The sequence below is a fragment of the Kluyvera sp. CRP genome (assembly GCF_019930565.1).
Classification (GTDB): Bacteria; Pseudomonadota; Gammaproteobacteria; order Enterobacterales; family Enterobacteriaceae; genus Kluyvera; species Kluyvera georgiana_A.
Genome location: NZ_CP082841.1, coordinates 1,910,104 through 1,932,070, shown reverse-complemented (window position 1 = coordinate 1,932,070; position 21,967 = coordinate 1,910,104). Strand labels below are relative to the sequence as shown.

General features: G+C 54.7%; 25 protein-coding genes. 18 read left to right on the top strand and 7 right to left on the bottom strand.

All coding sequences use genetic code 11. The features are described from left to right. Positions 1-207: 207 nt before the first annotated feature. Together speA and yqgB are read right to left on the bottom strand one after the other, a co-directional pair. Positions 208-2,184, bottom strand: coding sequence for a biosynthetic arginine decarboxylase (gene speA / locus K7B04_RS09095; protein ID WP_223803863.1), 1,977 nt, complete (start codon positions 2,182-2,184; stop codon positions 208-210). 8 nt (positions 2,185-2,192) lie between these two features. Further along, on the bottom strand, positions 2,193-2,324 hold the full coding sequence (yqgB, locus tag K7B04_RS09090) for an acid stress response protein YqgB (protein ID WP_163446027.1): 132 nt from the start codon (positions 2,322-2,324) through the stop codon (positions 2,193-2,195). Positions 2,325-2,497: 173 nt separating this feature from the next. On the opposite strand from yqgB, the gene K7B04_RS24485 reads away from it, so the two are divergent. From K7B04_RS24485 to ruvX, 9 genes are all read left to right on the top strand, one after another. Then, positions 2,498-2,806, top strand: a complete 309-nt coding sequence (locus K7B04_RS24485; RefSeq protein ID WP_249221871.1) for a hypothetical protein — start codon at positions 2,498-2,500, stop codon at positions 2,804-2,806. Positions 2,807-2,972: 166 nt separating this feature from the next. Continuing rightward, positions 2,973-4,127 (top strand): methionine adenosyltransferase, encoded by a 1,155-nt coding sequence (gene metK / locus K7B04_RS09080; protein ID WP_064542672.1) that lies wholly within the window; start codon positions 2,973-2,975, stop codon positions 4,125-4,127. Between the two features lie 378 nt (positions 4,128-4,505). Then, positions 4,506-5,900 carry a sugar porter family MFS transporter gene (locus K7B04_RS09075; RefSeq protein ID WP_064542669.1) on the top strand — a complete coding sequence of 465 codons (1,395 nt, stop codon included), beginning with the start codon at positions 4,506-4,508 and terminating at the stop codon, positions 5,898-5,900. A 77-nt stretch (positions 5,901-5,977) separates the two neighbouring features. Then, entirely contained in the window at positions 5,978-6,478 is a 501-nt protein-coding gene (locus K7B04_RS09070) for a SprT family zinc-dependent metalloprotease (protein ID WP_163446025.1), read from the top strand. 94 nt (positions 6,479-6,572) lie between these two features. After that, entirely contained in the window at positions 6,573-7,280 is a 708-nt protein-coding gene (gene endA / locus K7B04_RS09065; protein WP_167575044.1) for a deoxyribonuclease I, read from the top strand. 78 nt (positions 7,281-7,358) lie between these two features. Continuing rightward, positions 7,359-8,090 carry a 16S rRNA (uracil(1498)-N(3))-methyltransferase gene (gene rsmE / locus K7B04_RS09060; RefSeq protein WP_163446023.1) on the top strand — a complete coding sequence of 244 codons (732 nt, stop codon included), beginning with the start codon at positions 7,359-7,361 and terminating at the stop codon, positions 8,088-8,090. A gap of 12 nt (positions 8,091-8,102) precedes the next feature. Further along, positions 8,103-9,050 carry a glutathione synthase gene (gshB, locus tag K7B04_RS09055; protein WP_035892023.1) on the top strand — a complete coding sequence of 316 codons (948 nt, stop codon included), beginning with the start codon at positions 8,103-8,105 and terminating at the stop codon, positions 9,048-9,050. A gap of 134 nt (positions 9,051-9,184) precedes the next feature. Further along, on the top strand, positions 9,185-9,748 hold the full coding sequence (locus K7B04_RS09050) for a YqgE/AlgH family protein (protein ID WP_163446022.1): 564 nt from the start codon (positions 9,185-9,187) through the stop codon (positions 9,746-9,748). Continuing rightward, entirely contained in the window at positions 9,748-10,164 is a 417-nt protein-coding gene (gene ruvX, locus K7B04_RS09045; protein WP_223803862.1) for a Holliday junction resolvase RuvX, read from the top strand. The genes K7B04_RS09050 and ruvX overlap by 1 nt, the downstream gene beginning before the upstream one ends. A gap of 58 nt (positions 10,165-10,222) precedes the next feature. Here the strand turns inward: ruvX and K7B04_RS09040 are convergent, their stop codons facing one another. Both K7B04_RS09040 and K7B04_RS09035 read right to left on the bottom strand, forming a co-directional pair. After that, positions 10,223-10,876 (bottom strand): LuxR C-terminal-related transcriptional regulator, encoded by a 654-nt coding sequence (locus K7B04_RS09040; RefSeq protein ID WP_163446020.1) that lies wholly within the window; start codon positions 10,874-10,876, stop codon positions 10,223-10,225. A gap of 521 nt (positions 10,877-11,397) precedes the next feature. Further along, complete coding sequence (locus tag K7B04_RS09035) at positions 11,398-12,378, bottom strand: type IV pilus twitching motility protein PilT (protein WP_223803861.1); 981 nt, start codon at positions 12,376-12,378, stop codon at positions 11,398-11,400. 16 nt (positions 12,379-12,394) lie between these two features. Between K7B04_RS09035 and K7B04_RS09030 the strand changes: the two genes are divergently transcribed. From K7B04_RS09030 to K7B04_RS08995, 8 genes are all read left to right on the top strand, one after another. After that, positions 12,395-13,099, top strand: coding sequence for a YggS family pyridoxal phosphate-dependent enzyme (locus K7B04_RS09030; protein ID WP_223803860.1), 705 nt, complete (start codon positions 12,395-12,397; stop codon positions 13,097-13,099). A gap of 18 nt (positions 13,100-13,117) precedes the next feature. Continuing rightward, positions 13,118-13,684 carry a YggT family protein gene (locus K7B04_RS09025; RefSeq protein ID WP_163446017.1) on the top strand — a complete coding sequence of 189 codons (567 nt, stop codon included), beginning with the start codon at positions 13,118-13,120 and terminating at the stop codon, positions 13,682-13,684. Further along, a complete protein-coding gene (yggU, locus tag K7B04_RS09020; protein ID WP_064542635.1) occupies positions 13,681-13,971 on the top strand; it encodes a DUF167 family protein YggU in 291 nt (96 codons plus the stop codon). The genes K7B04_RS09025 and yggU overlap by 4 nt, the downstream gene beginning before the upstream one ends. An 8-nt stretch (positions 13,972-13,979) precedes the next feature. After that, positions 13,980-14,573: an XTP/dITP diphosphatase gene (locus K7B04_RS09015; RefSeq protein ID WP_167575042.1), complete on the top strand. Its 594-nt coding sequence runs from the start codon at positions 13,980-13,982 to the stop codon at positions 14,571-14,573. After that, the gene (gene hemW, locus K7B04_RS09010; protein ID WP_223803859.1) at positions 14,566-15,702 is read left to right on the top strand and encodes a radical SAM family heme chaperone HemW; all 1,137 of its coding nucleotides are present in this window, start codon (positions 14,566-14,568) and stop codon (positions 15,700-15,702) included. Before K7B04_RS09015 ends, hemW begins: the two co-directional genes overlap by 8 nt. A 304-nt stretch (positions 15,703-16,006) precedes the next feature. Beyond that, positions 16,007-16,993: a TRAP transporter substrate-binding protein gene (locus K7B04_RS09005; RefSeq protein ID WP_167575040.1), complete on the top strand. Its 987-nt coding sequence runs from the start codon at positions 16,007-16,009 to the stop codon at positions 16,991-16,993. 48 nt (positions 16,994-17,041) lie between these two features. Further along, a complete protein-coding gene (locus K7B04_RS09000) occupies positions 17,042-17,545 on the top strand; it encodes a TRAP transporter small permease (protein ID WP_163446013.1) in 504 nt (167 codons plus the stop codon). Then, positions 17,545-18,846: a TRAP transporter large permease subunit gene (locus K7B04_RS08995; RefSeq protein ID WP_163446012.1), complete on the top strand. Its 1,302-nt coding sequence runs from the start codon at positions 17,545-17,547 to the stop codon at positions 18,844-18,846. Before K7B04_RS09000 ends, K7B04_RS08995 begins: the two co-directional genes overlap by 1 nt. A 68-nt stretch (positions 18,847-18,914) precedes the next feature. Here K7B04_RS08995 and K7B04_RS08990 read toward each other — a convergent pair whose 3' ends face one another. From K7B04_RS08990 to trmB, 3 genes are read right to left on the bottom strand one after another with little or no spacing between them, the layout of a single operon-like run. Next, positions 18,915-19,634, bottom strand: coding sequence for a DUF2884 domain-containing protein (locus K7B04_RS08990; RefSeq protein WP_163446011.1), 720 nt, complete (start codon positions 19,632-19,634; stop codon positions 18,915-18,917). Positions 19,635-19,686: 52 nt separating this feature from the next. Continuing rightward, positions 19,687-20,013 carry a YggL family protein gene (locus K7B04_RS08985; protein ID WP_064542613.1) on the bottom strand — a complete coding sequence of 109 codons (327 nt, stop codon included), beginning with the start codon at positions 20,011-20,013 and terminating at the stop codon, positions 19,687-19,689. Then, entirely contained in the window at positions 20,014-20,733 is a 720-nt protein-coding gene (gene trmB, locus K7B04_RS08980) for a tRNA (guanosine(46)-N7)-methyltransferase TrmB (RefSeq protein ID WP_223803858.1), read from the bottom strand. Positions 20,734-20,888: 155 nt separating this feature from the next. Here trmB and mutY point away from each other — a divergent pair, with 155 nt between their 5' ends. Further along, positions 20,889-21,941 (top strand): A/G-specific adenine glycosylase, encoded by a 1,053-nt coding sequence (gene mutY, locus K7B04_RS08975; RefSeq protein ID WP_223803857.1) that lies wholly within the window; start codon positions 20,889-20,891, stop codon positions 21,939-21,941. Positions 21,942-21,967 lie beyond the last annotated feature (26 nt).

The window sequence follows — 21,967 nt, the reverse complement described above, 5'->3', positions numbered from 1 at the left end:
TCGACGCGTCGGTAAGTAAATCCGCCAGGCCGGTGCAAATCGCGGCTGAACCTATTCGCGGGCGTAAAGAGTGAAAACCATCACGGTTGTGGAAAAAATCGAGTGATAGACATCACATTCTGACCGAACGATTTTGTGATCGTTATCGATGAAGGAAGAAACACAGGTGGGAAAACCCGGCGGACAGACGCCGCCGGGCGAGCGAGATTACTCGTCTTCGAGGTAGGTATAACCGTACAGACCGGCTTCAAACTCTTCCAGGAACTGCTGCTGCAGCTCGGGATCCAGATCGGTGTTTTTCACCTGATCGCGGAACTGGGTAAGCAGCTTATTGGGATCCAGTTGAACGTACTGCAACATATCCGCCACGGTATCACCTTCATCGGAAAGCTCAACCTCGACGCTGCCGTCAGGGAAAACGAACACATCAACCGCTTCAGTATCACCGAACAGGTTATGCATGTTGCCGAGGATCTCCTGATACGCGCCGACCATAAAGAAGCCGAGCATCGGCGGATTCTCCGGGTCGTATTCCGGCATTGGCATGGTGGTGGCAATACCGTCACCGTCAACGTAATGGTCAATCGCGCCATCAGAGTCACAGGTAATGTCCAGCAGCACCGCACGGCGCTCCGGCGCCTGGTTCAGCCCTTCGAGCGGCAGCACCGGGAACAGTTGGTCGATACCCCACGCATCCGGCATTGACTGGAACAGCGAGAAGTTGACGTAAATTTTATCCGCCATACGTTCCTGCAGCTCGTCGATAATCGGACGGTGCGCGCGGTTGCTTGGGTCGAGCTGTTTCTGCACTTCGTGGCACATGTTCAGATACAGCTGCTCTGCCCACGCGCGCTCCTGAAGACTAAAGGTGCCTGAAGAGTAGCCGACGTGAACATCGTGCAGGTCCATCTGGCTGTCATGCAGCCATTCGCGCAGCGAGCGGCGGTTATCCGGCTCGTGCATCTCCTGCCAGGTTTCCCACATGCTTTGCAGCGCGCGCGGCGCATCGTCAGCCGGCGGCGTCGCTTCGGTATGTTCGCTACGCTCAACGCCGATAATGTTCGACACCAGCACCGTGTGGTGCGCGGTCACCGCACGGCCGGACTCGGTAATCACCGTCGGGTGCGGCAGGCCATGCTCTTCGCAGGCGTCGCCAATCGCCCAAATGATATTGTTGGCGTATTCGTTCAGGCCATAGTTCACGGAGCAGTCGGACTGCGAACGGGTACCTTCATAGTCCACGCCCAGGCCGCCGCCGACGTCGAAGCACTGAATATTGACGCCCAGCTTGTGCAGTTCAACGTAGAAACGCGCCGATTCGCGCACGCCGGTGGCGATATCGCGAATGTTTGCCATCTGCGAACCGAGGTGGAAGTGCAGCAGTTGAATGCTGTCCAGACGGCCACGTTCGCGCAGGATTTCCACCAGTTGCAGAACCTGGTTGGCCGCCAGACCAAACTTAGATTTTTCACCGCCGGAGGACTGCCATTTACCGGAGCCCTGAGAAGCCAGACGCGCACGCACGCCAAGGCGCGGCACCACGTTCAGACGTTCCGCCTCCTCCAGCACGATAGCGATTTCAGACATCTTCTCGATGACCAGATAGACCTTGTGGCCCATCTTCTCGCCCACCAGCGCCAGACGAATGTATTCACGGTCTTTATAGCCGTTACAGACGATCACGCTACGAGTCATGCCCGCATGCGCCAGCACCGCCATCAGCTCAGCTTTAGAACCGGCTTCCAGACCCAGCGGCTCGCCGGAGTGGATCAGCGACTCAATGACGCGACGATGCTGGTTAACCTTGATCGGGTAAACCAGGAAGTAGTCGCCGTTGTAACCGTAGGATTCACGCGCGCGTTTGAACGCCGCGTTAATCGAGCGCAGACGATGCTGCAGAATCTGCGGGAAGCAGAACAGCGCAGGCAGGCGCTGACCCTGTGCTTCACGGGCTTTAACCAGCTCGGCGAGATCGACACGCGCTTGCGGAACGTCAGGATCCGGGCAGACGCTGATGTGGCCCAGTTCGTTGACGTCGTAGTAGTTATTGCCCCACCAGGCAATGTTGTATGTGCGTAGCATTTTGCTGGCTTCCTGGGAGCTCATCGCAACCTCCTGCATGGAACGTAGTACACCGCGTTCGCCTGCTGACGAAGGCGAATCCAATGAAATGTCGTCAGACATAGCGAACCTCAATTATTTATAACAAGTGTAAAACAGTTAACTACTATCGCAGCGTGACGTTGCGATAACAACCCATAAACAGCCCGATGAGGCAGCAGAACATGCTGACGCATCGACTGTGCGACCGGTTTCTTTTTCATATCATTGTAAAACACGCACCTGAACCGGGTATGACGGTTCAGCGAAACCACGAGAAAACCCTTGCCGTAACAAGAGCGCCCTTGTTCAGTGTTCCGTTACCTACCGGCTCGGGAGTCCTGAGAAGCGCCGAAATGGGTATAACATCGGCTGGTATGCAAAGCAGAATGGCGGGTTGCGGGGAACATATTCGCGCCAGAACGGCACGGTAGAATCAGCAGAATACAACGGTTCATTATCTCGTATCACCTCCACGGCCGCCCCGAAAGACGTACCTCAAGCCAAAGCAAAAGTCTTAGCCCGGCTGGAAGTGGCAACACGAAAAATGACGTGTGCTTTTTTGTATGAGCCGCGCGCGGCGTTTTATACCGATAACCCACCTAAAATGCAAAATATAAATGTGCAGCTTGCCGCCGGTGTCAGGAAAAATTTCCAATCTCAGTTGCAACAGAATGCGAGCTATCTCAAAAAAAACTGGCATTGAGGTGAAGATGTGACCTAAAATAGCCGTCCAGATGTTAATCCATCTATACCGATTAACACTCAGACTGCCAGTGACGGCAACCCTTAAGTCCGTGGTATAATCTTCCATCGTGATTATTCAATACAACAGTTTGAGCTAACCAAATTCTCATTGGGTGATATTAAATATGGCAAAACACCTTTTTACGTCCGAGTCTGTATCCGAAGGGCATCCTGACAAAATCGCAGACCAAATTTCCGACGCCGTGCTGGACGCCATCCTCGAGCAGGATCCGAAAGCCCGCGTAGCGTGTGAAACTTACGTCAAAACCGGTATGGTGCTGGTCGGCGGTGAAATCACCACCAGCGCATGGGTTGATATCGAAGAGATCACCCGTAACACCGTTCGCGAAATTGGCTATGTGCATTCTGATATGGGCTTTGATGCCAATTCTTGTGCCGTACTGAGCGCGATTGGTAAACAATCCCCGGACATCAACCAGGGCGTTGACCGTGCCGATCCGCTGGAACAGGGCGCGGGCGACCAGGGCCTGATGTTTGGCTATGCCACCAACGAAACCGACGTGCTGATGCCAGCGCCAATCACCTACGCCCACCGTCTGGTGCAGCGTCAGGCTGAAGTACGTAAAAACGGCACCCTGCCGTGGCTGCGTCCGGACGCGAAAAGCCAGGTCACCTTCCAGTACGACGATGGCAAAATTGTCGGTATTGATGCTGTCGTTCTGTCTACTCAGCATTCAGAAAGCATCGATCAAAAATCGCTGCAGGAAGCGGTGATGGAAGAGATCATCAAGCCGGTTCTGCCGACCGAATGGCTGAATGCCTCCACCAAATTCTTTATTAACCCAACCGGTCGTTTCGTTATCGGCGGCCCAATGGGCGACTGTGGCCTGACCGGTCGTAAGATCATCGTGGATACCTACGGCGGCATGGCTCGTCACGGCGGCGGTGCGTTCTCCGGTAAAGATCCATCAAAAGTTGACCGTTCTGCGGCGTATGCTGCGCGTTATGTAGCGAAAAACATCGTTGCCGCAGGCCTGGCTGATCGTTGCGAAATTCAGGTTTCCTACGCTATCGGCGTAGCTGAACCGACCTCCATCATGGTGGAAACTTTCGGGACTGAGAAAGTACCTGCTGAGCAGCTGATTGGTCTGGTTCGCGAGTTCTTCGACCTGCGTCCTTACGGCCTGATCCAGATGCTGGATCTGCTGCACCCGATCTACAAAGAGACGGCAGCTTACGGTCACTTCGGTCGCGAAACTTTCCCATGGGAAAAAACCGACAAAGCAGCTCAGCTGCGCGAAGCGGCTGGCCTGAAATAAGCGCCCCTCCCTTCGATAAAAGCCAGCCTCGCGCTGGCTTTTTTATGCCTGCTATTCAGCCTCTCTACGTATCAATTTACATTTCAAAACACTTTCATGAAAGCGATTACACATTGGTGTGTTCCATTCAACAAGCCTTTCATAGCGTGATTGAAACAGCATTTCACCTTACTGCGTTATGTTTCAGTAAAATCTCATTATCGTTTTTTTATCACCGACTAAAATAAACACATCTATATGATTTAATTGTTATTTAACTCATACATAACATGAATGTCAGTGTAACCGATTACACAGTCGTGATTGTTATCACATTTTTTTACTACGTAGTCTCCTACCCTAAGCATCGATAGAATCAATGACTCAATGGAGAGCATCATGCCTAACAATAAAAAACAGGGTCGCTCGAACAAGACAATGACCTTCTTTGTCTGTTTTCTGGCGGCACTGGCCGGACTGCTGTTCGGCCTTGATATCGGCGTTATTGCCGGTGCCCTACCGTTTATTACGACCGATTTCCAACTCAGTGCCCATACGCAGGAATGGGTGGTTAGCTCGATGATGTTCGGTGCCGCCGTCGGTGCCGTCGGCAGCGGCTGGCTCTCCTTCAAGCTGGGCCGTAAGAAAAGCCTGATGATCGGTGCGATCCTGTTTGTCGCCGGTTCCCTGTTCTCCGCCGCGGCGCCGAACGTTGAAGTACTGCTGATTTCCCGCGTACTGCTCGGTCTGGCAGTGGGTGTGGCCTCCTACACCGCCCCGCTGTATCTGTCTGAAATTGCGCCGGAAAAAATCCGCGGCAGCATGATTTCTATGTACCAGCTGATGATTACTATCGGTATTCTCGGCGCGTACCTGTCCGATACCGCCTTCAGCTACAGCGGCGCATGGCGCTGGATGCTGGGTGTCATCATCATCCCTGCAGTGCTGCTGCTGATTGGCGTTATCTTCCTGCCGGACAGCCCACGCTGGTTCGCGGCGAAACGTCGCTTTAACGATGCCGAACGCGTACTGATGCGTCTGCGTGATACCAGCGCCGAAGCCAAACGTGAGCTGGATGAAATCCGCGAAAGCCTGAAGGTGAAGCAGAGCGGCTGGGCGCTGTTTAAAGAGAACAGCAACTTCCGTCGCGCGGTGTTCCTCGGCGTACTGCTGCAGGTGATGCAACAGTTCACCGGTATGAACGTCATCATGTACTACGCGCCGAAAATCTTTGAACTGGCCGGCTACACCAACACCACCGAGCAGATGTGGGGTACCGTTATCGTTGGCCTGACCAACGTGCTGGCGACCTTTATCGCGATTGGACTGGTTGACCGCTGGGGTCGTAAACCTACCCTTATCCTCGGCTTTATCGTGATGGCCGTGGGCATGGGCGTGCTGGGCTCCATGATGCACATCGGTATCCACTCCGCCGTTGCCCAGTACTTCGCCGTGCTGATGCTGCTGATGTTTATCGTTGGTTTCGCCATGAGCGCCGGTCCGCTGATTTGGGTGCTGTGCTCTGAAATCCAGCCGCTGAAAGGCCGCGATTTCGGTATCACCTGCTCTACCGCCACCAACTGGATTGCGAACATGATCGTCGGCGCAACCTTCCTGACCATGCTGAACTCGCTGGGTAGCGCCAACACCTTCTGGGTTTACGGTGGTCTGAACGTACTGTTCATCTTCCTGACCCTGTGGCTGATTCCGGAAACCAAAAACGTCTCTCTGGAACATATTGAACGTAACCTGATGCAAGGCCGTCCACTGCGTGAAATTGGCGCTCGCGACTAACCTTCACCCGGCTTCCTCCCGCCAGGGAGGAAGCTTCTTCTTGCACCTCCCCGCGTCACGTTTTATTCTCAGCCGTTATGAAAACCCCTCGAATTCCTATCGCCATCCAGCAAAACGTCATGCGCAGCCTGCGGGAAAAACTCGCTCAGGCTAACCTGGCGCTGGGGCGTAACTACCCTGAACCGAAGCTGGTCTATCAGCAGCGCGGCACTTCTGCGGGAACCGCCTGGCTACAGCAGTATGAAATTCGGCTCAATCCCGTGTTGTTACAGGAAAACCAGCAGGCGTTTATTGATGAAGTGGTGCCGCACGAACTGGCGCATCTGCTGGTGTGGAAACACTTTGGCCGCGTCGCGCCGCACGGTAAAGAGTGGAAATGGATGATGGAAAGCGTGCTCGGCGTACCCGCGCGGCGCACCCATCAGTTCGAGCTGGAATCGGTACGTAAAAATACCTTCCCCTATCGCTGCCGCTGCCAGCAGCATCAGCTCACCGTCCGCCGCCATAATCGCGTGGTGCGTGGTGAAGCCACCTACCGCTGCGTCCACTGCGGTGAACCATTAGTTGCCGAAATGTAACTAACGGAAATATCTGGAAGTTTTCTGACCTGACTGATTGCATCTGACAACCACATTCGCTACGTTGCGGGCTCGTTTTGAGATGGAGTTCGTGATGTACCGTAATTTGTCTTTTGCCGTGGCGTTTGTGGCGGCAGCACTCTCCGGGCAGGCCTTAGCCGAGGGTATTAACAGCTTTTCCCAGGCGAAAAGCGCGGGCGTAAAAGTAAATAGCGACGTTCCCGGCGATTTCTACTGCGGCTGTAAAATTAACTGGCAGGGTAAGAAGGGCGTTATCGATCTGGAATCCTGCGGTTATAAAGTGCGTAAAAATGAAAACCGCGCCAGCCGCGTCGAGTGGGAACACGTCGTTCCGGCGTGGCAGTTCGGCCATCAGCGCCAGTGCTGGCAGGATGGTGGGCGGAAAAACTGCGCCAAAGATCCGGAATACCGCAAGATGGAGAGCGATATGCATAACCTGCAGCCCGCCGTCGGCGAGGTGAACGGCGATCGCGGCAACTTTATGTACGGGCAGTGGAACGGCGGTGAAGGTCAGTATGGCCAGTGCGCGATGAAGGTCGACTTTAAAGAGAAAGTCGCCGAGCCGCCAGAACGTTCACGCGGCGCCATCGCGCGCATCTACTTCTATATGCGCGACCGTTATCAGCTGACCCTTTCCCGCCAGCAAACTCAGCTGTTCAACGCCTGGAACAAAATGTATCCCGTTAGCCAATGGGAGTGCGAACGCGACCAGCGCATCGCCAAAATTCAGGGCAACCATAATCCATATGTGCTGCAGGCTTGCCAGGCGCAAAAGAGCTAACCTACACTAGCGGCAATTGTTATTTTGCCCTGCCCTCTCCCCGGCGGAGAGGGCTTAGCCACAGATGGAATTCAGACTATGCGCATCCCTCGCATCTATCACCCAGAATCACTCACCGTCGGCACGCAGGTTGCCCTATGCGAAGATGCGGCGAATCACGTCGGGCGCGTTTTGCGCATGGGTAAAGGCCAGGCCATCCAGCTATTTGATGGCAGCAACCACGTCTTTGATGCCGTGATCACCGACGCCGGTAAAAAGAACGTGACGGTTGAAATCCAGAGCAGCGCCCTCGACGACCGAGAATCCCCCATCCATATTCACCTCGGTCAGGTGATGTCGCGCGGCGATAAAATGGAATTCACCATCCAGAAATCGATAGAACTGGGTGTAAGCCTCATTACGCCACTTTTTTCCGAGCGCTGCGGGGTTAAACTGGATGCCGAGCGTCTGAATAAGAAGATTCAGCAGTGGCAAAAAATCGCGATTGCCGCCTGCGAGCAGTGCGGTCGCAATCAGGTTCCGGAGATTCGCCCGGCAATGGACGTAGAAGACTGGTGCGCCGAGCAGGACGATGCGCTAAAGCTCAACCTGCACCCGCGCGCCAGCGCCAGCATCAACACGCTGCCGCTGCCGGTGGAACGCGTGCGTCTGCTGATTGGCCCGGAAGGCGGCCTGTCAGCGGATGAAATTGCCATGACCGCACGCTACCAGTTTACTGATATTCTGTTGGGGCCTCGCGTTTTGCGCACAGAGACTACCGCACTCACCGCCATCACCGCACTGCAGGTGCGCTTTGGTGACTTGGGTTAAAGGAGAACAATAATGATCAAGCTCGGCATCGTGATGGATCCCATCGCAAGCATCAACATCAAGAAAGACACCAGCTTCGCTATGCTGCTGGAAGCACAGCGTCGCGGCTATGAACTCCACTATATGGAGATGAACGATCTTTACCTGATCAACGGTGAATCCCACGCCCGTACACGTCTGCTGAGCGTTGAGCAGAACTACGACAAATGGTATGAGTTCGGCAGCGAGCAGGATATTAAACTCGCCGACCTCGACGTTATCCTGATGCGTAAAGATCCGCCGTTCGACACCGAATTTATCTACGCCACCTACATTCTGGAACGCGCAGAAGAGAAAGGGACGCTTATCGTCAACAAACCGCAGAGCCTGCGTGACTGTAACGAGAAGCTGTTCACCGCGTGGTTCTCCGACCTGACCCCGGAAACGCTGGTCACCCGCAACAAAGCGCAGCTGAAAGCCTTCTGGGAAAAACACGGCGACATCATCATGAAGCCTCTGGACGGCATGGGCGGCGCGTCGATCTTCCGCGTGAAGGAAGGCGATCCGAACATCGGCGTTATCGCCGAGACCCTGACCGAACTGGGCAGCCGCTACTGCATGGCGCAGAACTACCTGCCGGCCATCAAAGATGGCGATAAGCGTGTGCTGGTCATCGACGGCGAGCCGGTGCCTTACTGCCTGGCCCGTATTCCGCAGGGTGGTGAAACGCGCGGCAACCTGGCCGCCGGTGGTCGTGGCGAACCGCGTCCGCTCAGCGAAAGCGACTGGGCCATCGCCCGTAAAGTCGGCCCGACGCTGAAAGCCAAAGGCCTTATCTTCGTTGGCCTGGACATCATTGGCGATCGCCTGACGGAAATTAACGTCACCAGCCCGACCTGCGTGCGGGAAATCGAAGCGGAATATCCGATTTCCATCACCGGCATGCTGATGGATGCGATCGAAAAACGTCTGCAAAAATAGTACGTTGCTTTAATACGGCGGGAGGGAACCCGCCGCCAACCTGGCGTTCAGCAAGGCAAGCCAGGTGACAGCCGTGCACTTTCCCCTCATACTGGGCATTGCTGCTTTTTGAAACAGGACAAGAACCTCTGATAATGAATTTACAGCATCATTTTCTTATTGCTATGCCAACCCTCCAGGATCCCATCTTCCGCCGTTCCGTGGTTTACATCTGCGAATACAACGACGACGGAGCAATGGGCATTATTATTAATAAACCTCTGGAAAATTTGCAGGTTGAAGGGATCCTCGAAAAACTGAAGATCGCCCCGGAACCTCGCGATCCGTCGATTCGCCTGGATAAGCCCGTCATGCTGGGCGGCCCACTGGCAGAAGATCGCGGGTTTATCCTGCACACGCCGCCGGCGTCGTTCTCTTCCAGCATCCGCATCTCCGACAATACGATCGTCACCACCTCACGTGATGTGCTGGAAACCCTCGGTACCGAGCGCCAACCGTCTGAAGTGCTGGTCGCGCTGGGCTATGCTTCCTGGGAAAAGGGGCAGCTGGAGCAGGAGATCCTCGATAACGCCTGGCTCACAGCGCCAGCCGATTTCAATATCCTGTTTAAAACCCCGATTGGTGAACGCTGGAAAGAAGCGGCAAAGCTGATTGGCATTAATATCCTGACCATGTCAGGCGCTGCGGGGCACGCATAATGAGTGGAACACTGCTGGCTTTCGATTTTGGCACGCGCAGCATCGGCGTGGCGATTGGCCAACGTATTACCGGCACTGCCCGGCCACTGGCCGCCATCAAGGCGCAGGGCGGTACCCCTGACTGGAACGTCATTGCCCGTCTGCTTAAAGAGTGGCAGCCTGAAACGGTCATCGTCGGTCTCCCGCTGAATATGGACGGTACCGAGCAACCGTTGACCGCACGCGCGCGTAATTTTGCCAATAAAATTCACGGCCGTTTTGGCGTGCCGATTACGCTGCATGATGAACGTCTGAGCACCGTTGAGGCTCGCGCCGGGCTGTTTGAACATGGGGGATTCAGAGCGTTGAACAAAGGCAGCGTCGACTCCGCCTCAGCCGTGGTGATTCTGGAAAGTTATTTCGAGCAGGGTTACTAGCCATAGGCAGCCCCGGGAATCATTTCCCGGGAACACGCCAGAAGAGATCGCTCGCCGATTAGTGGCGCAGATTCTCGTTCGCCCAGCTTACCGCCTGCGTTCTATTCTTCACGCTCAGTTTGCGGAATACGTTATACAGGTGCGTGCGAACGGTATTTTCACTGATGAACAACGCACGGGCAATATCCATATTGGTCGCGCCGTGACGTAATTCATTCAGAATTTCACATTCACGTTCCGTCAACGGCACGCTATCGTGATTTTCCGGAGTATGTTCAACGGCATACATTGCTGGGTGCATCACGCTCAATTCAGCCGTCTGCTCGCCGTTTAAGACCGCTTTGACGCCCTCAATTAAGCGCGATTCTTCGTCGTCATGACGGAACACGCCATACAGTGCTGGCCACTGCGCCATTTCGTATAATTCATACTTCTGCGCACTGTTAATAATTAACAAGCGAGGGGAATCAAACTGCGTGCGGATAATATCACGCCAGATGCCGTTCAGTTTTTTGTTGGAAACAGCAATATCGAACAATACCACAGTGCCCTTGCTAAGGCGCTGCATCAGCGGTTTGTTGATATTATGTACATCGACGGAAACTGAAAGTAATTCAGTAAGATAGTTTGCAAACGCGTTTGCTTGTACTGACGGGTGGGTGATTAAGATAATCTTCCGGGAATTAGATACACTCTCAGTTACTTCAAACATTTTGAAACTCTCCATAGTCTATATCCACCATCATGGTGATTTAATAAGTCAAAGCAAAGGCAAACCTAATACCATTAATAATAAGAACCAACCGACAAGTGAAACTTTATTTCATAAGATTAGTCCTAATTACATAAATAGGATAGAACGAAGACCTTGGAAGTGTCAAAAGAATATCAACCTTTTTTTGTAAGCCTACGCAACACAATGTAATTAACTAATTACAAAGCTCTCATACCTATGGCGTAATGACTCATACCATATTAGAATAAACGTCGTAGGAAGTTTTGTTTCCGCCCTTTGAAAATCACTCAGAAATTACAAATAAGTACATCCCCGCAACAGCGACAATAATTAAATTTACAAAACAAAAAGAGAAATTGATTATTATCCCAGCGATGAATATTAAAATAAAACGGCCATCACATTTTTGCCTTCAATTATGTGATAGCCGAATTCATTGTTTCTCAATGGCGCTCGCCAGACGATCATGCTGGCGAATAACTATACGTTTTTCCTTTTTATAGCATCCCGGCGTTCACTCGCTGCTGGTAGCTCTGGCTGAAGGTCTGCATTCCGCTTTGCAGCCCAGTCTGCATCACTCCGGCAATCTGATGCGTTTTACCCTCGCGAATCAGGTTACTGACGGCAGGCGTGTTGATCAGCATTTCAAACAGCGCCACTCGCCCACCCCGACTGTCAGGCTGTAGCTTCTGCGCCAGCACCGCGCAGAGACTGCTGGCAAGCTGGTTGCGAACCGGCTCTTTTTCCTGAGCAGGAAACACATCAACCAAACGTTCGATCGCCTGTGCGGCGCCGCGCGTATGCAGCGTCGCCAGTACCAGATGGCCGGTCTCTGCCGCCGTCAGCGCCAGGCGAATCGTCTCGCTATCGCGCAGCTCGCCAAGCAGAATGACATCCGGATCCTGACGTAACGCCACCCGCAGCGCCTCCGCGAAAGAGGCTGTATGCTGCCCGACTTCCCGTTGCTGAATCAGGCAGCCTTCGCTGGCATGCAGAAACTCAACCGGATCTTCCAGCGTCAGAATATGCCCCGCCAGATGATGATTGAGGTGGTCGACCATCGCCGCCAGCGTGGTCGATTTACCGCTACCCGTTGCCCCGGTCACCAGAATCAATCCGCTTTCTTCGTTTAACATCTCAGCCAGCGCAACCGGCGTATGCAGTTCAGCAAGCGTCGGACACTGTGTGGGCAGAATGCGTAGTACCAACGATGACCCCTGGCTGTGGGCAAACGCACTGGCACGTAATCGTGGACAGCCGGGAAGCGAGACGGAAAAATCAAGCTGCCGATGTCGTTGCCACGCCTGCTGCTGACTCTCACTCAGCCAACTGGCCATCAATACTTCGGGATCCGGGGCAGTAAACGGCGCAATTTCCAGCTTACCCTCCCTGCGCCAGCGCGCGTTTGCGCTGCTACACAGGTGTAGATCCGAGACATTATGCTTTACACTAAGCGCCACGATTTCTTGTATATCCATAGACCCACCAGCCCATATGAACGATATTGCGCATAACCTGGCACAGGTCAGGGAGAAAATCTCAGCGGCAGCAGCGCGTTGCGGCCGGGATTCAGAAGAAGTAACGCTGCTTGCAGTGAGTAAAACAAAACCTGCGAGCGCTGTCGAAGAAGCCGTTGCTGCGGGCCAGACCGCATTTGGTGAAAACTACGTTCAGGAAGGGGTAGAGAAAATTCTCCACTTTCGCGCGCAGGGAATCACCTCGTTGCAATGGCACTTTATTGGCCCACTGCAGTCCAATAAAAGTCGTCTGGTTGCCGAGCACTTCGACTGGTGCCACACCGTAGACCGGCTGAAAATTGCCGTTCGCTTAAGCGAGCAGCGTCCGGCCAACTTGCCGCCGCTCAACGTGCTGATTCAAATCAACATCAGCGATGAGCAGAGCAAATCAGGCATTCCGTTGGCGGAGCTTGACGCGCTGGCGGCCGACATTGCCGCCCTGCCGAATGTCTGCCTGCGCGGCCTGATGGCGATTCCCGCGCCGGAAAAAGAGTACGACCGGCAGTTTGCCGTTGCCCGCGAAATGGCTGTAGCATTCGCGCGACTGAAAGCAGACTACCCGACCGTAGACACGCTATCTCTGGGCATGTCTGACGACATGGAAGCCGCTGTTGCGGCAGGTAGTACAATGGTACGCATTGGCACCGCGATTTTTGGTGCGCGTGATTACACAAAAAAATAAGGAACCCCAAGGAACGCCATGAAGACGTTGACCTTCCTGCTCTCTACAGTGATTGAACTGTATACAATGGTGCTACTGCTGCGCGTCTGGATGCAGTGGGCGCGCTGCGATTTTTACAACCCGTTCTCACAGTTCGTGGTGAAGATCACGCAACCGATCGTCGGCCCGCTGCGTCGCGTCATTCCGCCGATGGGCCCGCTGGACAGCGCTTCGCTGCTGCTGGCCTTTATTCTGTGCGTGGTGAAAGCCATCGTGCTGTTTATGGTCATCACCTTCCAGCCGATTATCTGGATCTCTGCGGTGCTGATTCTGCTTAAGACCATCGGCCTGCTAATCTTCTGGGTACTGCTGCTGATGGCGATCATGAGCTGGGTCAGCCAGGGTCGTAGCCCGGTTGAGTTCGTGCTGATGCAGCTCGCCGAGCCGCTGCTGCGCCCTATCCGCCGGCTGCTGCCGTCCATGGGGGGAATCGATTTTTCTCCGATGGTGCTGGTGCTGCTGCTGTATGTCATCAATATGGGCATCGCCGAAGTGCTGCAAGCCACCGGTAACATGCTGCTGCCAGGACTGTGGATGGCGCTATGAGTGCCGTCACTCCCTGCGATGACGGGCTGGTACTGCGGCTGTATATTCAGCCAAAGGCCAGCCGGGATGCGATTGTTGGGGTACATGGCGACGAACTAAAAGTCGCCATCACCGCCCCGCCCGTTGATGGGCAGGCAAATGCCCATCTGGTGAAATATCTCGCCAAGCAGTTTAAGGTCGCCAAAAGCCAGGTCATCATCGAGAAAGGTGAACTGGGGCGGCATAAACAGGTTAAAATCATTCATCCGCAACAGATCCCATCGGGCGTCGACGCCCTGAAACTTTAGGATATCCCATGCAAAAAGTTGTCCTCGCGACCGGTAACGCCGGTAAAGTGCGCGAGCTTGCTTCGCTGCTCGGCGATTTTGGTCTTGATATCGTCGCCCAGACCGAGCTTGGCGTAGAGTCAGCCGAGGAGACCGGGCTGACCTTTATTGAAAACGCGATTCTCAAAGCGCGCCACGCCGCACAGGTGACCGGCTTACCGGCCATCGCCGATGATTCCGGTCTGGCGGTTGACGTTCTCGGCGGCGCGCCGGGGATCTACTCCGCGCGCTACTCCGGCCTCGACGCCAGCGACCAACAGAACCTGGAAAAGCTGCTGGAAACCTTAAAAGACGTGCCGGACGACCAGCGTCAGGCGCAGTTCCACTGCGTGCTGGTGTATATGCGCCACGCCGAAGATCCCACGCCGCTGGTGTGCCACGGCACCTGGCCGGGGGTGATTACCCGCGCGCCGGCAGGCCAGGGCGGCTTCGGCTACGATCCTATCTTCTTTGTGCCGTCGGAAGGCAAGACCGCCGCTGAGCTGAGCCGCGAAGAGAAGATTGCCATCTCCCACCGCGGTCAGGCGCTGAAGCTGTTACTGGAAGCCATGCGTCATGGTTAAGCTGCCCCCGCTGAGTCTCTACATTCATATCCCGTGGTGCGTGCAGAAGTGCCCGTACTGCGACTTCAACTCGCACGCGCTGAAAGGTGAAGTGCCGCACGACGACTATGTACAGCATCTGCTGAGCGACTTAGACGCCGACGTTGCTTACGCGCAGGGACGTGAAGTGAAGACTATTTTCATCGGTGGCGGTACACCGAGCCTGCTGTCAGGCCCGGCTATGCAGGCTCTGCTGGACGGCGTTCGCGCGCGTCTGACGCTGGCCTCTGATGCAGAAATCACCATGGAAGCCAACCCGGGGACAGTCGAAGCTGACCGTTTCGTCGAGTACCAGAGGGCGGGCGTTAATCGCATTTCTATCGGGGTACAGAGCTTTAGCGACAGCAAGCTCCAGCGTCTTGGGCGCATCCACGGGCCGGAAGAGGCCAAACGCGCCGCGCGCCTGGCGAGCGGTCTGGGGCTGCGCAGCTTCAACCTCGACCTGATGCACGGCCTGCCCGATCAGTCGCTGGAAGAGGCGCTGAGCGACCTGCGCCAGGCGATTGAACTGTCGCCGCCGCATCTCTCCTGGTATCAGCTAACTATCGAACCCAATACTCTGTTTGGTTCGCGCCCGCCGGTGCTGCCGGACGACGACTCGCTGTGGGATATCTTCGAGCAGGGTCATCAATTGCTGACCGCCGCAGGTTATCAGCAGTATGAAACCTCGGCCTATGCCAAACCGGGCTATCAGTGCCAGCACAACCTCAACTACTGGCGCTTTGGCGATTATCTGGGCATCGGCTGCGGTGCGCATGGCAAGGTGACGTTCCCGGACGGCCGCATTCTGCGTACGGCGAAAACGCGTCATCCGCGCGGCTATATGGAAGGGCGCTATCTGGAGCGCCAGCACGACGTTGAGAACGCCGACAAGCCGTTTGAATTCTTTATGAACCGCTTCCGTTTACTGGAAGCCGCGCCGCGCGCCGAATTCAGCGCCTATACCGGCCTGGACGAAAGTATCATCCGCCCACAGTTGGATGAAGCGCTGGCCCAGGGCTACCTGACCGAGTGCGAGCAATACTGGCAGATAACCGAGCACGGTAAACTGTTTTTGAACTCACTGCTTGAACTGTTTCTTAGCGAATAAATAATAAATATATTTCGCCATTATAAATAATGGCGAAATATATCATTCAGCTTTACCGAGTGGTTACCCCAATACTTACCGAATAATTTCACCATCAATATTTAAATAAGATATTAATAGCCAATAACGAATATGTAATAAATATAACCCAGCGCACAAAAACCGCATTTAATGCACAGATAACTGAAAATTGTGAGAGTGGTAGCTTAAAGCTGTCTGACAACCAGGATAATATGTCATACAGAAATTCAACGCTGTCCCTCTAGATATAGACCACAATAATGAATGTGCATGGAGCCTATTAATGAAATCTCTCTTTTTTCGCAAAACGCTAATCTGTGCGTCGCTTTTCGCGTTGTTTTCCGCTGGGGCCGCTGCGGCTGAAAAAGTGACGCTGAAACTGGCGCACAACCTTGAGCGTAGCCACGTGGTACACCAGGCTTTTGAAGAAATGGCCAAAGAGGTCAAGCAGCTGTCTGACGGCAAGATGACCATCCGTATTTACCCAAGCAGCCAGATGGGCAGCGCACGTGAAACCATGGAGCTATTACAGAACGGCGCGCTGGATATGACCAAAGGTTCCGCCAGCGATCTGGAATCTTTCGACAACGTTTATGCCATTTATAATTTGCCGTTCTTATTTAAAGACCAGGCGCATTTTAATAAAGTGGTATTCGGTGACGTCGGCAAAGAAATTATGGACTCAACGAAAGAAAAAGGATTCTTCGCCCTTTCCGCTTATGTTGCCGGTACCCGTAGTTTTTATGCCAAAAAACCGATTACTAAACCAGAAGATTTAAAAGGGCTGAAAATTCGCGTTCAGGCCAGCCCGACCACCATAAAAATGATTGAATTAATGGGTGGTTCACCCACACCTATTTCATTCGGTGAAGTTTATACCGCAATGCAGCAGGGCGTGGTGGACGGTGCGGAAAATAATGTCCCATCGTGGGTGCAAACACGTCATATTGAAATTGCCAAAGTCTTCTCTGAAGATGAGCACGCCTCTATTCCAGACTTCCTGGTGATCTCCACCAAAACCTGGGACAAGCTAACGCCGGAGCAGCAGCAAATTCTGGCGAAAGCGGCCACCGACTCGCAGGTTTACCAACAGAAGCTGTGGGACAAAATTGACGCTGATACGCGCGCTCAGGCGAAGGCCATGGGCGGCGAGATCGTCAAAGTCGACAAAGCGCCGTTCCGCGCTGCGGTGCAACCGCTGTTTGACGACTTCAACAAAGATCCGAAACAGGCCGCGCTGCTGGCCAAATTTGAAGCCGCCGCAGAGTAATTCCCTTGCGGGCCAGCATCTGGCCCGCCTTCACCAGGATAACAAACGATGATTTTTACCCGCACTAAACAGGCGGTGGACCGCGCGATCGCCGCGTTCTCCGTCGCGGTCATGGTGGCGCTGGTCGTCTGCGTCGTCTGGCAGGTATTCAGTCGCTATGTGTTAAACCAACCCAGCACGCTGACGGACGAGCTGGCGCGCTTTCTGATGATTTGGGTTGGCCTGCTCGGCGCAGCCTATACCGTTGGTGCACAGCGCCATCTGGCGATCGACCTGCTGGCCATGACGCTCAAACCACGTAAGCAAACGCTGCTGGGCGTGGTGATTAACCTGCTGATTTTTCTCTTCTCCGGCTCGGTGATCGTCACCGGTGGCCTGAAGCTGATAGCCAAAACGCTGGCCACCGCACAGGTCTCCGCCGCGATGCAGATCCCGATGGGCTACGTCTATCTGATCCTGCCGTTGTCCGGCCTCATCATGATGTTCTACGCGCTGTGGTTTATCGCCAACGGCCTGATTAGCCTGAAACAGTCTGCAGAAGGAGCGCGCTAATGGACGGGTATATTGCTTTAACACTGTTTGGCGCTTTCTTCGTGCTGGTATTTATCGGCGTGCCGATTTCGTTCTCTATCGGCATCGCGACCGTTGCCTCAATGCTGCTGATGTTCCCGTGGGATATCGCCGTCATTACCGTCTCTCAGCGTCTGGCCAACGGTCTGGACAACTTTGCCCTGCTGGCGATTCCGTTCTTTATCTTCGCCGGGACGCTGATGAACAGCGGCGGTATCGCCATCCGCTTGATTAACCTCGCGCAGGTGATGGTGGGTCGCGTTCCCGGCTCGCTGGGCCACGTCAACGTCCTCGCCAACATGATGTTCGGTTCCATCTCCGGTTCGGCGGTAGCCGCGGCGGCGGCGGTGGGCGGCACCCTGCACCCGATTCAGACCAAAAAGGGTTATGACCCCGCGTTTTCCACGGCGGTTAACGTCTCGTCGTGCATTACCGGGCTGCTGATTCCGCCGTCTAACGTGCTGATCGTCTTCTCGCTGACCGCGGGCGGCGTGTCGGTGGCCTCGCTGTTTATGGCGGGCTATCTGCCAGGGATTCTGATGGGCCTGGCGATAATGGTGGTCTGCGCGATTATCGCGAAGCGCCGCGGCTACCCGGTTTCCGAGCGCCCAACCTGCGCCCAGGCGGCGAAAGCCTTCTTCGACGCCCTGCCGAGCCTGCTGCTGGTGATTATCGTGATGGGCGGGATTCTGGGCGGTATTTTCACCGCCACCGAAGCGTCGGCCATCGCGGTGGTTTATACCTTTATCCTGTCGGTGATTATCTATCGCGAAGTGAAGTGGCGCGATCTGCCGAAACTGATCCTCGAGTCGGTGGTCACAACCTCCATCGTACTGCTGTTGATTGGCTTTTCCGTCGGTATGTCGTGGGCGATGACCAATGCGGATATTCCCTACATGATCAGCGACACGCTGATGGGGATCTCGGAGAATCCGCTGGTGATCCTGCTACTGATTAACATTGTGTTGTTGATCGTCGGCATCTTTATGGATATGACGCCTGCGGTACTGATCTTCACGCCGATCTTCCTGCCGATCGCCCAGGACCTGGGCATGGATCCGGTACACTTCGGCATCATGATGGTCGCCAACCTGTGCATCGGCCTGCTGACGCCGCCGGTGGGCAGCGCGCTGTTTGTCGGCTGCTCTATCTCCGGGGTGAAGATCCAGCAGTTAATCAAGCCGCTGCTGCCCTTCTACGCCGCGTTGCTGATCGCGCTGATGATGATCGCCTACATCCCGCAGATCTCGCTGTTTATTCCGCAGCTGCTGGGGCTGATGTAACACCCTATCTTGCGCAAAAAAAAGCCGCCAGTTCACTGACTGGCGGCTTTTTCAATGATGGTTTATGACTACTTCAACGTACCGACCAGCGCTTTGCGGCTGTCTTCCAGCGACACCACGCGGCTGCATACGTCTTTACCAAACGCCTGGAAATCCGCTTCCTGGTTTTTCCACTCGTTCTGAATCGCGGTTTGCAGGCCGCCAAGGCTGCCCAGCACGCCCTGTAGCGGGTTACCGCCGCCTTTCAGCACCGCTTTGGCGCCCATCTCGTTAATGCTGTCTTGCAGAATACCGCCCATCGCCTGATTGACCAGCTGCTGCCCGTCGGCGCGTACTTGATCGATGGCTTTATAGTGGAAGGTTAAGCCATCGCTACGATGCTCAATAATGCGGTTCATCTGTTCTTTGAGCTGCGCATCGAGCTTGGTCAGGCGACCACGCATATTGCTGCTCTCGCCCACTTCTTTGGCGATAATTTTATCCAGCGCCACGCGGCCTTTTTCTACCCGGCTGCGTGCGCCATCGTCGATCCACGGCAGCGCGCTGCGCAGCTCGGTCTGATAATCTTTGGCCTGTTCACGCTGGGCCGGCGTTAACGTATACGCCTTGCCGTTGTAGGTGACATCGCCGTTGGGGGTAATAATAAGATTGCCGTTTTCACCTTGCACCTGCACGGTTTGCGGCTTAAGCACCACGTCATCGCGTGGCGTAACGCTGCACTGGTAGTCAGCGTGGGCAGTCATCGCCGTGAACGAGAGTACTGCCGTCAGCAGCGTTTTGCGCATCATAACTTTCCCTCAGTACAAATCGGGCCAGCAAATGCTGGCCCCGTATGCTTATTTAGTCCCACCAAACGTCAAAAAGTTCGCTGGTGCGCACTTCTTCAAACTTGCGGTCTTCCAGCCACTTGCGGACCAGCGCCTGATGTTCTTCGGTGCACTTGCCCACTTCCTGGGTGCAAATCAGACCTTCCCAGGCCAGATAGCCGCTGCCGTCAAACGCCAGCTTGTTCGGCTCGATCACTTCATCGATAAACTGATCAACAACCTGATCGATCTGTTCTTCGCTGGTGCCTTCCGGGAAACGCCACGCTACAGAGAAGCCAATTTCCTGAAATTCATCGATGTGCATTTTTTTACGCAAACGACGGCTACGATTCTTTGCCATTTATTTCACCCTCTCGAACATTAAGTCCCATACGCCGTGGCCAAGACGATGACCACGCTGTTCAAATTTGGTTACCGGGCGCGAATCCGGGCGCGGTACGTAATCCTGAGTCTCAGACAGGTTCTGATACCCTTCAATGGAGGACATCACTTCCAGCATATGTTCCGCATAGGGTTCCCAGTCGGTTGCCATGTGGAAGACGCCGCCCAGCTTGAGCTTACTTTTCACGAACTGGGCAAACGGCACCTGAACGATACGGCGTTTATTATGACGCGCTTTATGCCACGGGTCAGGGAAAAAGAGCTGCACCATGTTCAGGGAGTTGTCCGGGATCATCTTGTGCAGGACTTCTACCGCATCGTGACACATCACGCGCAGGTTATCGACACCCTCTTCGTGCGCCGAGGCCAGGCACGCGCCCACACCCGGTGAGTGCACTTCAATCCCGAGGAAGTTCTGCTCCGGGCGCGCTTTGGCCATCGCCACCAGCGAAGCCCCCATACCAAAACCAATCTCCAGAGTGACCGGCGCATCGCGGCCAAACAGCGCGGCGAAATCGACAGGCTCTTCGCTGAACTCAACGCCCATCACCGGCCAGTAGTTTTCCAGCGCGTGTTCCTGCCCTTTGGTCAGTCGCCCCTGGCGACGAACAAAACTACGAATGCGGCGCAGCGGGCGGCCGTTTTCATCAAAATCCGGTGAAATGACGTCGTTCTTCATAAAAATAAGTCTGCTTGTGAGAGTGTTCGGGAAACGGGCATTATCCAAAGTTAGTTGCCGGATGCAAGCACCGGAAAGTTCCTGTTTACAGCATAGTACCGCTGTGCTGCAATCTGGCACCCTAATCGCACGATATCGGAAGCACGGTTTTGACTATGCAAGCGTCTCAATTTTCAGCCCAGGTGCTGGACTGGTACGACAAATACGGGCGTAAAACCCTGCCCTGGCAAATTGAAAAGACGCCCTACAAAGTATGGCTGTCTGAGGTGATGCTGCAACAGACTCAGGTTGCCACAGTTATCCCTTATTTTGAGCGGTTTATGTCACGCTTTCCCACCGTCACCGACCTCGCTAACGCGCCGCTGGACGACGTCCTGCATCTGTGGACCGGCCTGGGCTACTACGCCCGCGCGCGTAACCTGCACAAGGCCGCACAGCAGGTCGCCACGCTGCACCATGGCCGTTTTCCGGAAACGTTTGACGAAGTGGCGGCGCTGCCCGGCGTAGGCCGTTCTACCGCCGGGGCGATTTTATCGCTGTCGCTCGGTAAACACTTTCCCATTCTCGACGGCAACGTAAAGCGCGTGCTGGCGCGTTGTTATGCCGTGGAGGGCTGGCCGGGGAAAAAAGAGGTCGAAAAACGGCTGTGGGAGATCAGCGAACAGGTCACTCCTGCCAATGGCGTTTCGCGTTTTAATCAGGCGATGATGGATCTGGGCGCGATGGTGTGTACCCGCTCAAAACCAAAGTGCTCGCTCTGCCCGCTGGAAAAAGGCTGCATCGCCGCCGCCAACGGCAGTTGGGCGCAGTATCCAGGTAAAAAACCGAAGCAGACCATCCCCGAGCGTACCGGCTATTTTCTGATGATGCAGCACGACCGCGAGGTGTTTTTACAGCAGCGCCCGCCTAGCGGCCTGTGGGGCGGTCTATACTGTTTCCCGCAGTTTGCCGATGAAGCGGCGCTGCGCGACTGGCTGGCCGAGCGGCAGATTCCGGCAGACAAGCTGACCCAGCTTACCGCTTTCCGCCACACTTTCAGTCATTTCCATCTGGACATTGTGCCTATGTGGCTTAGTGTGTCCTCATTCGCCTCATGCATGGATGAAGGCAGCGCTCTCTGGTATAACTTAGCCCAGCCGCCCGTCGTTGGGTTGGCCGCACCGGTTGAGCGCCTGTTGCAGCAGTTACGCGCCGATTCACTCGTTTAACGAGCGGCGAAATAAGAGGATTGATT